This window comes from Mesorhizobium sp. M1322 (genome assembly GCF_040318085.1).
Taxonomy (GTDB): domain Bacteria; phylum Pseudomonadota; class Alphaproteobacteria; order Rhizobiales; family Rhizobiaceae; genus Mesorhizobium.
Window position 1 is genome coordinate 21,497 of record NZ_JAMYLP010000059.1, and the last position, 14,229, is coordinate 35,725.

Annotated in this window: 14 protein-coding genes and 1 pseudogene; 6 read left to right on the forward strand and 9 right to left on the reverse strand. The window is 63.4% G+C overall.

The annotated features are described in order from the left end of the window. Positions 1 to 65 precede the first annotated feature (65 nt). From NKH12_RS20455 to NKH12_RS20470, 4 genes are read left to right on the forward strand one after another with little or no spacing between them, the layout of a single operon-like run. A complete protein-coding gene (locus tag NKH12_RS20455; protein WP_352954792.1) occupies positions 66 to 1,634 on the forward strand; it encodes a sugar ABC transporter ATP-binding protein in 1,569 nt (522 codons plus the stop codon). Beyond that, the gene (locus NKH12_RS20460; RefSeq protein ID WP_352954793.1) at positions 1,631 to 2,611 is read left to right on the forward strand and encodes an ABC transporter permease; all 981 of its coding nucleotides are present in this window, start codon (positions 1,631 to 1,633) and stop codon (positions 2,609 to 2,611) included. The genes NKH12_RS20455 and NKH12_RS20460 overlap by 4 nt, the downstream gene beginning before the upstream one ends. After that, positions 2,608 to 3,594 carry an ABC transporter permease gene (locus NKH12_RS20465; protein ID WP_352954794.1) on the forward strand — a complete coding sequence of 329 codons (987 nt, stop codon included), beginning with the start codon at positions 2,608 to 2,610 and terminating at the stop codon, positions 3,592 to 3,594. Before NKH12_RS20460 ends, NKH12_RS20465 begins: the two co-directional genes overlap by 4 nt. Before the next feature lie 29 nt (positions 3,595 to 3,623). Continuing rightward, positions 3,624 to 4,151 (forward strand): gluconokinase, encoded by a 528-nt coding sequence (locus NKH12_RS20470; protein ID WP_352954795.1) that lies wholly within the window; start codon positions 3,624 to 3,626, stop codon positions 4,149 to 4,151. A gap of 147 nt (positions 4,152 to 4,298) precedes the next feature. Here the strand turns inward: NKH12_RS20470 and NKH12_RS20475 are convergent, their stop codons facing one another. After that, complete coding sequence (locus NKH12_RS20475; protein ID WP_352954796.1) at positions 4,299 to 4,748, reverse strand: RrF2 family transcriptional regulator; 450 nt, start codon at positions 4,746 to 4,748, stop codon at positions 4,299 to 4,301. A 231-nt stretch (positions 4,749 to 4,979) separates the two neighbouring features. Further along, complete coding sequence (locus NKH12_RS20480) at positions 4,980 to 5,966, reverse strand: sulfate ABC transporter substrate-binding protein (RefSeq protein WP_352954797.1); 987 nt, start codon at positions 5,964 to 5,966, stop codon at positions 4,980 to 4,982. A gap of 285 nt (positions 5,967 to 6,251) precedes the next feature. Here NKH12_RS20480 and NKH12_RS20485 point away from each other — a divergent pair, with 285 nt between their 5' ends. Together NKH12_RS20485 and NKH12_RS20490 are read left to right on the forward strand one after the other, a co-directional pair. Continuing rightward, complete coding sequence (locus NKH12_RS20485) at positions 6,252 to 6,524, forward strand: antitoxin (RefSeq protein WP_352954798.1); 273 nt, start codon at positions 6,252 to 6,254, stop codon at positions 6,522 to 6,524. After that, complete coding sequence (locus tag NKH12_RS20490) at positions 6,525 to 6,923, forward strand: type II toxin-antitoxin system VapC family toxin (RefSeq protein WP_352954799.1); 399 nt, start codon at positions 6,525 to 6,527, stop codon at positions 6,921 to 6,923. It abuts the gene before it with no gap. A gap of 14 nt (positions 6,924 to 6,937) precedes the next feature. Here the strand turns inward: NKH12_RS20490 and NKH12_RS20495 are convergent, their stop codons facing one another. The 7 genes and pseudogenes from NKH12_RS20495 to pbpC all read right to left on the reverse strand — a co-directional run bounded on the left by NKH12_RS20495 (position 6,938) and on the right by pbpC (position 14,014). Next, complete coding sequence (locus NKH12_RS20495) at positions 6,938 to 7,978, reverse strand: sulfate/molybdate ABC transporter ATP-binding protein (protein WP_352954800.1); 1,041 nt, start codon at positions 7,976 to 7,978, stop codon at positions 6,938 to 6,940. Positions 7,979 to 8,167: 189 nt separating this feature from the next. Continuing rightward, complete coding sequence (gene cysW / locus NKH12_RS20500) at positions 8,168 to 9,052, reverse strand: sulfate ABC transporter permease subunit CysW (RefSeq protein ID WP_352954801.1); 885 nt, start codon at positions 9,050 to 9,052, stop codon at positions 8,168 to 8,170. Further along, the gene (gene cysT, locus NKH12_RS20505) at positions 9,045 to 9,896 is read right to left on the reverse strand and encodes a sulfate ABC transporter permease subunit CysT (RefSeq protein ID WP_352954802.1); all 852 of its coding nucleotides are present in this window, start codon (positions 9,894 to 9,896) and stop codon (positions 9,045 to 9,047) included. The genes cysW and cysT overlap by 8 nt, the downstream gene beginning before the upstream one ends. A 32-nt stretch (positions 9,897 to 9,928) precedes the next feature. Further along, a complete protein-coding gene (locus NKH12_RS20510; RefSeq protein ID WP_352954803.1) occupies positions 9,929 to 10,957 on the reverse strand; it encodes a sulfate ABC transporter substrate-binding protein in 1,029 nt (342 codons plus the stop codon). A 243-nt stretch (positions 10,958 to 11,200) separates the two neighbouring features. Next, positions 11,201 to 11,539, reverse strand: coding sequence for a M15 family metallopeptidase (locus tag NKH12_RS20515; RefSeq protein WP_352954806.1), 339 nt, complete (start codon positions 11,537 to 11,539; stop codon positions 11,201 to 11,203). Positions 11,540 to 11,615: 76 nt separating this feature from the next. Beyond that, positions 11,616 to 11,900, reverse strand: a pseudogene (locus tag NKH12_RS20520) (M15 family metallopeptidase); the annotation flags it as partial. A 23-nt stretch (positions 11,901 to 11,923) separates the two neighbouring features. Then, positions 11,924 to 14,014 (reverse strand): penicillin-binding protein 1C, encoded by a 2,091-nt coding sequence (pbpC, locus tag NKH12_RS20525; RefSeq protein WP_352954804.1) that lies wholly within the window; start codon positions 14,012 to 14,014, stop codon positions 11,924 to 11,926. Positions 14,015 to 14,229: the final 215 nt, after the last annotated feature.

Consider the following 14,229-nt stretch of genomic DNA (forward strand, 5'->3'; position numbering starts at 1 on the left):
CGCTCGGCGCCGCCGGATAATCCCGCGGCGCCGGTCCCGAAGAACAAGCGCCTTGGGAGGGGCCGATGGATGGTGCGGTTCCGCTCTTCCGCATGGAGGGCATATCCAAGCGCTATGGCGGTGTGCGGGCGCTGGAAAAGGCCGAGCTTTCGGTAACACCAGGCAGCATTCACGCCATCCTCGGCGAAAACGGCGCCGGCAAATCGACGCTGATCAAGGTTATGGCCGGCGTCGTCGCGCCTGACGAAGGCCGCATGATGCTGGACGGAAGCGAGGTGACCTTCGCTTCGCCGGCCGCGGCCAACCAGGCCGGCATCGTCTGCATCTTCCAGGAACTGTCGCTCGTCCCCGAACTCAGCGTTGCCGACAACATCGTCATTTCCGATCCGCCGAAACGTTTCGGCATGATCGACCGCAAGGCGCAGCGACGCATCGCGGAAGAAGCCTTGGCGCGCGCCGGCGCTGCCGACATTCACCCGCTGGCGCTGGTCAAGGATCTTCCTCTTTCAAGAAGGCAGATGGTCGAGATCGCCAAAGCACTTGCCAGGAAGCCGCGCATCCTGATCCTCGACGAGGCGACCTCGGCGCTGACCGCGACCGACGTCGCCAAGATCTTCGGCGTCTTGAAGCGGCTGCGCTCGGAAGGGCTGGCGCTGCTCTACATCTCGCATCGCATGAACGAGATCGCCGAGCTTGCCGACCAGTGCACGATGTTCCGCAACGGCCGCAATGTCGCCAGCTACGCAGCAGGCACCAAGAGCGACAATGAAGTCGTCGAGCTGATGATCGGCCGCGAGTACAGCCACATCTTTCCGCCAAAGCCGGTGCGCGCGCCGGCCACCGCCGCGCCCGTGCTGGAGGCGCGCAAGCTTTCCTGGACCGACCGGCTGGACAATATCTCGCTGTCGGTCGGCGCAGGCGAGGTCGTCGGCCTCGGCGGTCTCGACGGCCAGGGCCAGCGCGAATTGCTGCTCGCCTTCTTCGGCGTGCTGCGCGGCCTCAGCGGGCAGATATTGATCGACGGCAAACCGGTGGCGATCGCCAGCCCGGCCAAGGCGCGCGGTGACCGGATCGGCATGGCGCTGATCCCGGAAGACCGCAAGACGGAAGGCCTGATGCTGCCGATGACGGTGCGCGAAAACCTCTCCTTCGCCGCACTCGACCGGCTGTCCAGGGCCGGCATCATCGACCGTGCCGCCGAGCAGCGGCTGATCGACGACATGGTAGCTCTGCTGGCGATCAAGACGGCCGGCCTCGACATTCCGGTCGGTGCGCTGTCCGGCGGCAACCAGCAGAAGGTGGTGATCGCCAAATGGCTGATGCGGCAGCCGCGAATTATCCTGCTCAACGATCCGACGCGGGGCATCGATGTCGGCACCAAGCAGGAACTGTATCAGCTGATGCGCAAGCTTGCCGACCAAGGCGCGGCGATCCTGTTTTACTCCACCGACTATGACGAACTGATCGGGTGCTGCGACCGGGTGCTGGTGCTCTATGACGGAGCGGTCAAACGCGAGCTGGTCGGCGCCCAGATCACCGAGCGGGCGCTGATCGCCAGCGCGCTCAACATCCATGGCGAAGAGACGCCAGCCCGAGGCATGGCGAAGCCGCCAGCCCGAGGAGCGGACGCGTGAAGGACTGGCGCTACTGGCTTGCCGAACAACGCGGAACGCTGCTGGCGTTCGGCATCTTCATCGTGATGTTTACGATCTACACCTCGAACCATCCGGCGGGCTTTACCGCCAATGTCGTGCAGACGGCTTCCAACAAGGGCGTGCTGCTTGCCTTCGTCGCCATGGCGCAGACGCTGGTGGTGATCACCGCCGGCATCGACCTTTCCGTCGGCATGATCTTCCTGCTGACCAACTGCCTGGCCTCATGGCTGGTCATCGGCACCGGCATCGAGACCGCGTTGGGCGTCGTCGCGGTGCTCGGCACCGGGCTGCTGTGCGGGGCGATCAACGGCGCCATCGTCATCTACGGACGGCTGCAGCCGATCGTCACCACCATCGCCACGGGCGCGGTCTATTTCGGCATCGCGCTGCTGCTCAGGCCATTCCCAGGCGGCTCGGTCAACGAGGATCTGGCCGACGCGCTGACCGGGCGGCTGTTCGGCGTGGTGCCGGCAAGCCTGGTGGTGCTGCTGGCCGTCGTGCTCGTGGTCTGGGTGCCGTTCAGACGGTCGGTGCTCGGCCGCGCCGCTTACGCGGCCGGCTCGGGGGTGATGGCGGCCGCCAAGGCCCGGTTTCCGCTCCGCCGCGGCCACTTTTCGGCCGATTGGCTGGCCGGCCTGCTGGCCGCGATCGGCGGATTGTTCCTGACCTTCTTCACCTATACGGGCGAGGCGGCCTATGCCAGCGGCAATGCCTATACGCTGTTCTCGATCGCCGCCGTGGTGCTTGGCGGCGTCTCGCTGTTCGGCGGCAAGGGCAGCGCCGTCGGCGCGATTTTTGGGGCGCTCGCCTTCCGCACCATCGGCGACCTGCTCTTCGTCTTCGATTTCGATCCGCTCTGGCAGCCGCTGTTTCAGGGCGTCATCCTGCTGATCGCGGTCAGCCTCGGCGCCTTCGCCCTGTTCAGGGTCCGCAACCGGCTGGAGTGGTTCCTATGAGCGAAACGACCATCGGCGGCATCGCCGGCCGCATGCCGAAATTCATCCGCCGCGCCGATCCGGCGGTGCTGACCGCCTTCGCCTGCATCGTGCTGTTGCTGTTTGTCGGCAGCCTCTATTCGCGCAGCTTTCTGTCGCCGGAATATCTACTGCAGCAGCTCAAGGTGGCCTCGTTTCTCGGCGTCATCGCCACCGGCATGATGCTGGTCATCCTGCTCGGCCAGATCGACCTGTCGGTGCCGTGGTCGGTGGCGGCGGGCGCAATGATGGCCTGTGCGGCGGCCGCCTACGGCCCGGTCGGCGTGGCGCTGGCGATCCCGTTCGGCATTTTCTGCGGTGTCGCGATCGGCATCGTCAACGGCATCGGCGTCGCTTATCTGCGCATTCCCTCGATGATCATCACGCTCGCCACCAATGCCGTCGCGCAAGGGCTGATGGTGGTCTATACGGGCGGCTTCTCGCCGCAGGATTCGGCAACCCGGGCGATGCGCTATCTGGCGACCGGCTTTGCCATTCCGGGCGTGCCCAACGCCGTCATCATCTGGGCGCTGATCGGGGCTGCGATGGTTTTCGTGCTGACCCGCACCGGCTTCGGCCGCACGGTCTACGGCATCGGCAACCGCGAGCGGGCCGCCTACCTCTCCGGCATCGACACGCGGCGCGTGGTATTGATCGCCTTCGCCGTGTCCGGCGGACTCTCCGCCTTCGGCGGCGTGCTTCTGGCCGGCTATGCCTCCAAGGCGGCGCAGTCGATGGGCGACGCCTATCTCCTGCCGTCGATCGCAGCGGTCGTGCTCGGCGGCACCTCGATCCTCGGCGGCCGCGGCTCCTATCTCGGCACCGTCGCTGGCGTCATCCTGATCACGCTTTTGCAATCCATTCTTTCGGTCATGCAGATGCCGGAGGCGGGGCGGCAGATTATCTACGGCGTCGTCATTGTCGCCATGCTCCTGCTTTACGGTCGTGCGCCGGCCAGCCGCTGACCCGCATCGTGGACGAAAAGGCAGCACAGATGCAGAGGGATCCGGTTCGGTCCGCACCGGCCGTCGTGGTGATGGGCGTTGCCGGTTGTGGCAAGTCGGCCGTCGGCGAAGCGTTGGCCGCAGCGTCGGGCGCCATTTTCGTCGAGGGCGACCGGCTGCATTCGCCGGAAAACGTCGCGCGCATGGCAAGAGGCGAGCCGCTGACCGATGCATTGCGCGAAGGCTGGCTCGACGCGATCGGCCGGCGCATTGCGGGATCGGTCGGCAATGGGCAGGGCGTCGTTGCCGCCTGCTCGGCGCTGAAGCGCAGCTATCGCGAACGTCTGCGCGGCTTTTGCCAAAACATCGTTTTCCTCTATCTGGAAATCGATCCCGCGACCGCAAAGCAGCGTGTCGGCTCCCGCCAGGCCCATTTCATGCCGGCAAGCCTGGTCGACAGCCAGTTCGCCACGCTCGAAGCGCCGGCAGCCGACGAGAACGCATTGACGCTCGATGCGACGCGCCCGATCGCCGACATTGTCGGCGACGTCGTGAGCCTGTTAGAGGCGAATTCATGAGCGGGTGGCCGGCGCGGATCCTGCTTTAGGGCGCCTAATTGGGGTGTTTTGATAGTCAGGCGATGCCGGCCTGCAAAGGCAGTTTCCTGCGCTTCCGGTGCGTGTCCAAACGTTACGCTCCGTTCCGTTCTCGGAAACCACCACACCCTAGATCTGCGACGTCAGTTCGACTGGAAAATCGTCATTGTCGGCGTCGCACATCGCGGCGAGGCTGCGATTGTCCAGCACCTCGGCGATCGCCTGGCGCACCTCCAGCATCATGTTCCGGACCTGGCATGTCGCTTCGTCGCAATCCTCGCAGCGCTGATATTGGGTGCGGCTGGCGCAAGGGATCGGCGCCAGCGGCCCGTCGAGGACACGCACGACATGGCCGATCTTGATTTCGGAGGCCGGCCGGGCGAGGCGATAGCCGCCTTCCTTGCCCTTGCGGCTCTGGACGAAGCCGGCATTGCGCAACTCGCCTAGAATGGCATCCAGGAATTTCTTCGGGATGTTGTTGGCAACCGCAATGTCGTTGACGAACGCGAGCTGGCCGACCGGCAAGCCGGACAGATGCACGAGGGCCTTGAGGCCGTATTTGCCTTTTTTGGTCAGCATGCCCGATTCAGTTCATGAAAACCCCAACCGCCCGCATCTGGCGGTTGTTTGTGTGTAAATCATGACGTTTTGGTCGCGCGATGCAGTTTCGCGAAACAAGCCGTCTGATGGCACGGTAGACACAAACACATTGATTCTTCGTGACGTTTTGGATGATGCGCCCGAAAATGCGCGAAAACGAAGAAAGCCGGCAAAAGCCGGCTTTCTTGTCAAGTTCGAAGATTGCTTGCTTCAGCGGCTGCCATAAGTCTGGTCGAGCAGGCCTCCCGCTGCAAAGTGCTCGGTCTGGACCTTGGCCCAGCCGCCGAAGATGTCTTCCACCGTCAGCAGGCGGACATCGGGGAACTCAGCCTTGTATTTGGCGGCGACCGCCGCGTCGCGAGCCCGCAGGCCATTACGGGCGGCGATGTCCTGGCCCTGCGGCGTGTAGAGGAAGTCGAGATAGGTCTTGGCGAGGTCACGCGTGCCATGCTCGTCGGCGACCGTGTCGACGATCGCCACCGGAAACTCCGCCAGCAGGCTGACCGAGGGTGTCACCTGCTCGAACTTGTCATCGCCATACTCCCTGCGGACGCCGCGCGTTTCCGACTCGAAGGTGATCAGAACGTCGCCGATCTCGCGCTGCACGAAGGTGGTGGTCGCGGCGCGCCCGCCGCTGTCGAAGATCGGGACGTTGTTGAACAGCTTGGTGACGAATTCCTTCACCTTGGTGTCGTCGCCCTTGAAGGCTTCCTTGGCGTAGGCGGTGGCCGCAAGATAGGTGTAGCGCGCATTGCCCGATGTTTTAGGGTTGGGGAAGATCACCTGGACGTCGTCGCGCACGAGGTCGTTCCAATCCTTGATGTTCTTCGGATTGCCGGCGCGCACCAGGAAGGACGGTAGCGAATAGAAAGGCGAGGCGTTGTCGGGGAAATCCTTCTGCCAGTCGGCGGAGATAAGACCCTTCGAGACCAGGAAGTCGATGTCGATGACCTGATTGAAGGTGACGACATCCGCGCCGAGGCCCTCGGCAATGGCGCGCGCCTGAGCCGACGTCCCGGCATGCGACTGATCGATGGCCACGCCGGGGTGCTCGGCGATAAAAGCCTTGTTGACCTGCGCAAACAGTTCGCGGCCGACATCGTAGGAAGCGTTCAGCAATTTGTCGGCCGACCAGGCTTGGGAGGATGCGAGGAACAGGCCGGCTACTGTGGCGACGCCAAGCAAAAATCGCTTCATGAAAACAGGCTCCAATGCAATGCGCTTATTGCCCAACCATAGCGGCAAGGCATGGTGGGCGACGAGACACGCAGAACGGCTTCGCCACGTTATCGCTAGAAAAATGTTCCCATTCCGCGCCGTCGTTAGGATTTTCTTTCAAGCAGGCTCTTTCGAGACACCTGGGCAGCGGTGCTGATGTCGTCCGCATGCACGATGCTTCTCGGCTGGCCCATGTGTTGGCAAGACGATTGCATCATGGCATTACCTGGCATATACAAATGGTATATACAAGGAACCGTCGCTATGCCCCAGCACCGCCATTCAACATCCCCACCGAAAGAGGCGAAGCTGTTTCGCAACAACCGCAGCCAAGCGGTGCGCATTCCTGTCGAGTTCGAGTTACCTGGCGAAAAGGTCTTGATCAGCCGTGAAGGCGACCGCTTGGTCATCGAGCCGGTCCGCAAACCTGGCCTCACGGCGCTGCTCGCGCAATGGGCGAAAGGGCCGCCGCTGGGTCCCGAGGAAGACTTCCCCGAAATCGACGATATGCCTGTCAAACCCGAGAAATTTTTTTAAATGCGGTTCATGCTGGACACGAACATTATCAGCGACATGATCCGGAACCCGGCAGGCAGAGCCGCCAGCGCCGTCCTGCGCGTGGGAGACGCCGCCGTGTGTACCAGCATCGTGGTCGCCTCGGAACTGCGATATGGCTGCGTCAGGAAGGGATCGGCCAAGCTGCTCAAGAAGGTCGAGGAATTGCTGGCTGAGATTCCTGTTTTGCCGCTCGATGTGCCGGTGGACGCCGAGTACGGCGCGATTCGCGCCGAGCTGGAAGGCATGGGCCAGACCATTGGCCAAAACGACCTTTTTATTGCTGCCCACGCCTACGCCCTGGGCACTACTCTGGTGACGGCCAACACGCGAGAGTTCAACCGGATCAAAGGCCTGAAGGTCGAGAACTGGCTGGTGTAGGGCCGGATAGAGGATCAAGCAGCCGGAAAAAGCTTCCAGCGCCGTGGCCTGAACGCCACTCGGCTTTTCTGCGCCGCCGGATGGTCGACGGGCAGTTCGATCTCGACCCGCTGGCGCTCGCCGCCGATTTCGAGCTCCACTCGTCTGGTGCCGGCGACGCGGCGGCTGGCGGCGACCGTGCCGGCGATGCAGCCATTGCATTCGTCCACCAGTTCGACATCGTGCGGGCGGAAGAACAGCGTCGCTTCGCCTTGCGGTGCATGCGGCGCGGACAGCCCGATCGGGCGGTCGGCGATCCAGACCTGGCCGTCCTCGACCTTGACGGGAAGCGCGCTCGATTCACCGATGAAGCCGTAGACGAAGGGCGAGTTCGGCGTGTCGTAGATTTCATCGGCGGTGCCGACCTGCTCGATGCTGCCCTGGCTCATCACCACCACGCGGTCGGCAAGCTCCAGCGCCTCTTCCTGGTCATGGGTGACGAAGACCGTGGTGTGGCCGGTGGCGTCGTGGATGTCGCGCAGCCAACGGCGCAACTCGCGGCGGACCTGGGCATCGAGCGCGCCGAACGGCTCGTCGAGCAAAAGCACGGCCGGTTCGATCGCCATCGCGCGGGCAAGTGCCACACGCTGGCGCTGGCCGCCCGAAAGCTGCGCCGGATAGCGCTTTTCCAAGCCGGAAAGTTGGACGAGGTCGAGAAGCTCGGAGGCACGGCGGCGGATTTCCTGCGCCGACGGCCGTGACGGCCCGTGCCGAACTTTTAAGCCGAAGCCGATATTGTCGGCGACCGTCATATGGCGAAACAGCGCATAATGCTGGAAAACGAAGCCGACATTGCGCTCCTGGATCGACTTTTGCGACGCATCCTCCTCGCCGAAGAAGATCTTTCCTTTCGTCGGCCGCTCCAGCCCGGCTATCAGCCTGAGCAGCGTCGTCTTGCCGGAACCGGAAGGCCCGAGCAGCGCGATCAGCTCGCCGGACTTGATGTCGAGCGAAACGTCGTGGAGGGCCGGAAACCGTTCAAACTCCTTGCGCACGTTGGCAACGCGAACTTCCATCAACCGTCCCTTTTTTGTCGATGCATGTCGTTGTCCCAAAACCGGTTACCACTTTTGGGCGACATCAAAATCTTTGCTTCATGCATGTCGTAATCCCAAAACCGCTGCGCACTTTTGGGCGACATCAAAATCTTTGTTTCATGCATGTCGTAATCCCAAAACCGCTATGCACTTTTGGGCGACATGCATTCAGTGTCCGCGCGTCGCGGCGATCTCGGCGCCGTAGCGCATTTCGAGAAGTGTTTTCAAGACCAGCGTGACGAGCGCCAAGCCCGCAAGCAGCGAGGCGACGGCGAAGGCGGCTGCGGCATTGTACTCGTTATAGAGGATTTCGACATGCAGCGGCATGGTGTTGGTGAGCCCGCGTATGTGGCCGGACACCACCGACACCGCGCCGAACTCGCCCATGGCGCGGGCATTGCACAACAAGACGCCGTAGAGCAGTCCCCATTTGACGTTGGGCAGCGTCACGTACCAGAACGCTTGCCAGCCATTGGCGCCGAGCGACAGCGCCGCCTCCTCGTCGCCATTGCCCTGTTCCTGCATCAACGGGATCAGTTCGCGGGCGACGAAGGGGAAGGTGACGAAGATGGTGGCGAGCACGATGCCCGGCACGGCAAACAGGATGGCGATGCCATGCGCCTTCAGCCAGCTGCCGAGCAAGCCTTGCGCGCCGAACAAAAGCACATAGACCAGGCCGGAAATGACCGGCGAGACCGAAAACGGCAGGTCGATGAGCGTGGTCAGGAAGGCCTTGCCCTTGAACTCGAACTTGGCGATCGCCCAGGCGGCGGAGATGCCGAAGACGACGTTGAGTGGAACCGAGATCGCCGCCACCAGCAGTGTCAGGTGGATCGCCGAGCGCGTGTCTGGGTTGGTCAGCGCCTCCGTGTAAGCGCTGAGACCTTTTGCGAAGGCTTCGTTGAAGACGACGATCAGCGGCAAGAGCAGGAAAATGCCGAGGAAGGCAAAGCTCACGATCATCAGCACGGCTTTCGCCAGGCGGCTTTCGGTTACTGCCGCCGACTGGCTTTCGTGGTGCGGTGCGTAGGATTTGATCTCCGGATCAGCCATAGCGCTTGCGGCTCCACGTCTGCACCAGATTGATGACCAGCAGCATCACGAACGACAAAGCGAGCATGATTGCCGCGATCGCGGTCGCCGCCGCATAATTGTATTCCTCCAGCCGGATGACGATCAGAAGCGGCGCGATCTCGGATTTGTAGGGCAGATTGCCGGCGATGAAGATGACGGAGCCGTACTCGCCGACACCGCGTGCGAAAGCCAGCGCGAAACCGGTGACAATGGCTGGCGCCAGGCCTGGGAGCAGAACCCGGGAGACGGTCTGGAAGCGATTGGCGCCGAGCGTGGCGGCCACTTCCTCCACCTCCTTGTCGATCTCCTCCATGATGGGCTGGACAGTGCGCACGACGAAGGGCAGGCCGATGAAGATCAGCGCGATGACGATGCCGAGCGGCGTATAGGCAACCTTGATACCGAGCGGCGCCAGCAGGCTGCCGAGCCAGCCATTAGGCGCGTAGAGCGTGGTCAGCGCGATGCCGGCCACCGCCGTCGGCAGTGCGAAGGGCAGGTCGACCATGGCATCGACGATGCGGCGGCCCGGAAAGTTGTAGCGCACCAGCACCCAGGCGACGATCGTGCCGAAGACGACATTGACGGAAGCGGCAATGAAGGCGGTGCCAAAACTGATTTCAAGCGCGTTGATGGTGCGGCGGTCGGTGGCGATCGCCCAGAAATCGGCCCAGCCGAGCGCGGCCGATCGCCAGATCAGCCCCGACAGGGGAATGAGGATGATGAGCGTGAGGTAGGCAAGCGAGAAGCCGAGCGTCAATCCGAAACCCGGAATGACGCTCGGCTGTCTGAACCGCCACCCCGCCTTGGCGGGTGCTGTGGTCATGTCGTCCTGATCTAGAGTCTAGCTAACTGGGTCTACTGGGCCGGCTTGTAGATCTGGTCGAATATACCACCGTCGCCAAAATGGTAAGGCTGTGCTTTCTTCCAACCGCCAAAAAGTGGATCGTCGATGGTGATCAGCTTGATCTCCGGCAGTTTGGCGAGGTCCTCCGCCGGCACCAAATCGGGCTTCGATGGGCGATAGTGGTTCTTGGCGATCAGCGTCTGGCCTTCTTTGGAGTAGAGGTAGCTCAGATAGGCTTCGGCGACTTTTCTCGTGCCCTTGGCGTCGACATTGGCGTCGACTACGGCGACCGGCGGCTCGGCCAGGATCGAGGTCGGCGGGTAAACGATATCGAAATTATCGGCACCGAATTCGTCGAGCGCCAGATAGGCCTCGTTTTCCCAGGCCAGCAGCACGTCGCCCAGGCCTTTTTGCGCGAAAGTCACGGTCGCACCGCGCGCACCGGTGTCGAGCACCGGAACATGAGCATAGAGGTTGCCGACGAATTCCTTGGTCTTGGCCTCGTCACCGCCATCCTTGGCGTTGGCATAGGCCCAGGCGGCGAGATAGTTCCAGCGTGCGCCGCCGGAAGTCTTGGGGTTCGGCGTGATCACCTGGACGTCGTCCTTGACCAGATCGCCCCAGTCGTGGATGTCCTTCGGGTTGCCCTTGCGGACGAGGAAGATGATGGTCGAGGTGTAGGGCGCCGAGTTGTTCTCGAACTTGGCCCGCCAGTCGGGATTGATCTTCTTCGATTTCTCGACGATGGCGTTGATGTCGCCTTCGAGCGCCAGCGTCACCACGTCGGCATCGAGGCCGTCGATCACAGCGCGGGCCTGCGCGCCCGACCCGCCATGCGATTGCTGGACGGTTACCGTCTCACCGGTCTCGGCCTTCCAGTGGGCGACAAAGGCCTCGTCGAATTGCTTGTACAGCTCACGCGTCGGATCATAGGACACGTTGAGGATGGTGGTATCGGCAAACGCGAAACCGAGTGTTCCGAATTGGACCGATGCAGCGACCAGGGCGCCGAGCAGTTTCCTGAAATGAGGATTGGTCATTTACGCCTCCGTTGAGATCACTTCAATCTACTGAATTGGTAGAAATTAGATGCACTCAATGTTGCTTTTTTTGTCCGTTCGAAGCAATTTTCCGCCGATCTTTGGCCTCATGAAGAAATTCTTTCCTCTCGACGCCGGGGTGCCGAATCCGGGCTCATGAAGCGATCTATCTGGAGAAAGGTCGCGCCTCGGCGATGGCTTGATGTGGTCTGGACTCCGATTTGCTTCGCAGCGATCAGAGATTTAGTCGGCGGTGAGGGGAAAATCGAAGCGCTGCTTTGGAAAGGGCTCGTCTTCCAGCGTGAAGTGCCACCATTCGCGCGGATAATTCCTGAAGCCGCCGGCGCGCATGGCCTCGACAAGCCTCTTGCGGTTTGCGGTTGCTTCCCCGGCGAGCGGACGGTGCGCCGTTTCGCTCATCGGGTCGAAACAGTCGAAGCCGGTGCCGAAATCGAGCGTGTCGGCATCTGATACGCCGCAGGCCGGTTTCGGGGCGGTGTTGCGGTCGGCTCGCGCGATGGCGACATCGACGGTCGAGCCGCGCGAATGCGTCGACAGTTCGCCGACATAGCCTTTGGCGATGAGGTCCTTGCGCTTGACCGCCGGACCATTGCGGGTCGGGTGGTCCGCCTTCCCTGGTCCATTCGCCCATGTCGGAGACGGCGCGCGCCGGGCGGTAGCAGTCGAACACGACCAGCCTCAGGCCCTCGGCGGCAATCACTTTCTGGACATCGGAAAGCGCTTTCGCCGCTCGCCCGGTGAGGATGCATACCGGCGCGTCGTAGCCGGCCGCCTTGCGGTGCAGGAAATTTTTGAAACCCGCGTAGCGGATGTCCTGCCGGATGGTGCGATCGATGTCGGGCCAGCCGAACGAAGCCGGCCGGGAGGTCTGCGGCAGCAGCGGTGGCAATACCGGCCGCCGACTGCAATGCGCAAAATGCAATGCGCTGAATCGCTTGGCGCATTCTATTCAACGAACACTTTCACGCTGGCCGCGCGTCCGGCCGCATCGATTACGGTCAGGGTCGAATAGCCGGCGCCGTCCGGCTGCCAGATCGCGGTGCGTCGCCGGTCGATGCCGACCAGCGGCTTGCCATTGGCCAGCCAGCGGAACGGCGCGCGGCCGCCCTGCAGCTTCAGCACTAGCGGCGAGGGCTCGGCGGCGGTGGTGCCGAGATCGACGCGGGCGCCGTCGGGCGGAAAGATGATCGTTGGCGCGGGCTCGGTCGGCGTTGCCTGGACCAGCCCGTCGGCGCCAGAACCGAAGCGCGCCAAAGTCACCGGCAGTTCGTCGCGCCTGGGTCTGACGACGCCGGCCGGCTGGCTCGGCAGCGGCATGGCAGCCAGGCCGGAGCGGACAAAGCCCTCGAACAGGATCGGTGCGGCCGAGACATAGCCGGACAGACCAGGCACCGCGCCGGCATCGGGACGGCCGACCCAGACGCCCAGCACGTAACGCCCGTCGAAACCGACCGACCAGGCATCGCGGTAGCCGTAGGAGGTGCCGGTCTTGTAGGCGATGCCGCGCCGGGCGGCACTCTCGGGCGGCTTGACGCCCGACAATATGTCGGTGATCTGCCAGTTCGCCTGATTGTCGAGGATGGTAGCGGTGGAGCGTTTGGCATTCGCCGGCTCGGTGCCGTCGTGCAGCGTGTGTGCCTTGCCGCCATTGGCAAGCCCGGCATAGAGCTGGACGAGATCGCGCAGCGTCACGCCGACGCCACCAAGGCCGATGGCGAGACCTGGCGCCTTGTTGACGGGCAGGACCGGCGTGACGCCGGCCTGCCGGAAGCGCGCGAGCAGCCGCGCCGGCCCGACCGCGTCGAGCACACTGATCGCCGGCACGTTGAGAGACAGTTGCAGTGCCTGCCGGATGCTGACGTCGCCCTGGTAGCCCATGTCGAAATTCTTCGGCCGGTACCCGGAAAAATCCGTCGGACTGTCGTCGATCAGTGTTTCCTGTGCGACCAATCCCTGTTCGAAGGCGAGCCCGTAGATGAACGGTTTCAGCGTCGAACCGGGCGAGCGGACGATCCTGGTCATGTCGATCCAGCCGGAGCGGCTGGCGTCGAAATAGTCGGCGGAGCCGACTTCACCGAGGATGTCACCGGTGCGGGCGTCGGCCAGCACCATGGCGACCGACAGGCGGGGGCCGAGCCTGGTTGCGGCATCGCTGGCCACCTGTTCCAGCCCTTCTTGGACGCTCTTGCGGATCGTCAGTCGCAGCGACTTGCCAGGGACGGCCCTGGGCAGCACTGCATGTGTGGCGTGGGCGGCCAGCGCCGGCAGCGTGCGGCGGATGGCGGGAACGTCGTCGAGCGCAGCACGTGCGGCCTCGCGCTCGCCGAGCAAGCCTGATGAGACCATGCGCGTCAGAACGCGGTCGCGGGCGGCGTGGGCGATTGAAAGGTTGCGGTCGGGCCGGCGCTTTTCCGGCAATTGCGGCAGGGCGACGAGCAGGGCCGCCTCCGAGACCGTCAGCCGCTTCGGCTCCTTGCCGAAATAGGCCAGCGAGGCGGCGCGCACGCCTTCGAGATTGCCGCCATAGGGGGCCAGCGTCAAATAGCGTTCGAGGATCTCGCGCTTGGTGAGCCGCCGCTCGATCTGCAGGGCGCGCAGCAGCTGCTTGACCTTCGAGCCGAGGCTGCGGCTGTCGCGCGGCTCGGTCAGCCGGGCGAGCTGCATCGACAGCGTCGAGCCGCCGGAGACGATACGGCCATTGGTCGCGAACTGGCCGGCGGCGCGGGCCAGCGCCAGCACGTCGACGCCGTCATGGTTCCAGAAACGCTTGTCCTCGTAAGTGACCAGCATGTCGACAAACTGTCTGTCGACCTGATCGAGGCGGGTCGAGAGCCGCCAATAGCCGTCCGGTGTGGCGAAGGCCCGCAACAGTTGGCCGTCGCGGTCTTGCACTTCGGTCGATACCGTTAGCGCCGCCGGCAGCGGCGGCGGAAAGGCGCGGTCGAGCTGCCAGAGGGTGGCGGCGGCGATTGCCGCGAGGCCGGCGAGGGAGGCACCTGTGACGGCTGCCCGGCGCAGGATTTTTGTGGAAAGCATGGCGCCGCCCCTCATCCGCCTGCCGGCACCTTCTCCCCGTATAGTGACGGGGAGAAGGGGGCTGTCGCGACCCTTGGCGCCTTTTCTGCGACGTTCGAGTTTGGTGAAAACTTCGGCGCAAGCTGTCCAGTTGATAGATGGGTAACACTTTGAACCGGATACATGGGTTACAGTTTTCCCCCTGTAGTGTCCGCTGCAGCGCCAAGCGGTTTGGT

What these genes read in the sequence shown, in the direction of transcription:
- cysT (WP_352954802.1), bottom strand. Translation starts at nt 9,896, where the DNA reads ATGACCACAGCACCCGCCAAGGCGGGGTGGCGGTTCAGACAGCCGAGC.
- NKH12_RS20510 (WP_352954803.1), bottom strand. Translation starts at nt 10,957, where the DNA reads ATGACCAATCCTCATTTCAGGAAACTGCTCGGCGCCCTGGTCGCTGCA.
- NKH12_RS20480 (WP_352954797.1), bottom strand. Translation starts at nt 5,966, where the DNA reads ATGAAGCGATTTTTGCTTGGCGTCGCCACAGTAGCCGGCCTGTTCCTC.
- NKH12_RS20490 (WP_352954799.1), top strand. Translation starts at nt 6,525, where the DNA reads ATGCGGTTCATGCTGGACACGAACATTATCAGCGACATGATCCGGAAC.
- cysW (WP_352954801.1), bottom strand. Translation starts at nt 9,052, where the DNA reads ATGGCTGATCCGGAGATCAAATCCTACGCACCGCACCACGAAAGCCAG.
- NKH12_RS20495 (WP_352954800.1), bottom strand. Translation starts at nt 7,978, where the DNA reads ATGGAAGTTCGCGTTGCCAACGTGCGCAAGGAGTTTGAACGGTTTCCG.
- NKH12_RS20470 (WP_352954795.1), top strand. Translation starts at nt 3,624, where the DNA reads ATGCAGAGGGATCCGGTTCGGTCCGCACCGGCCGTCGTGGTGATGGGC.
- pbpC (WP_352954804.1), bottom strand. Translation starts at nt 14,014, where the DNA reads ATGCTTTCCACAAAAATCCTGCGCCGGGCAGCCGTCACAGGTGCCTCC.
- NKH12_RS20485 (WP_352954798.1), top strand. Translation starts at nt 6,252, where the DNA reads ATGCCCCAGCACCGCCATTCAACATCCCCACCGAAAGAGGCGAAGCTG.
- NKH12_RS20455 (WP_352954792.1), top strand. Translation starts at nt 66, where the DNA reads ATGGATGGTGCGGTTCCGCTCTTCCGCATGGAGGGCATATCCAAGCGC.
- NKH12_RS20465 (WP_352954794.1), top strand. Translation starts at nt 2,608, where the DNA reads ATGAGCGAAACGACCATCGGCGGCATCGCCGGCCGCATGCCGAAATTC.
- NKH12_RS20475 (WP_352954796.1), bottom strand. Translation starts at nt 4,748, where the DNA reads ATGCTGACCAAAAAAGGCAAATACGGCCTCAAGGCCCTCGTGCATCTG.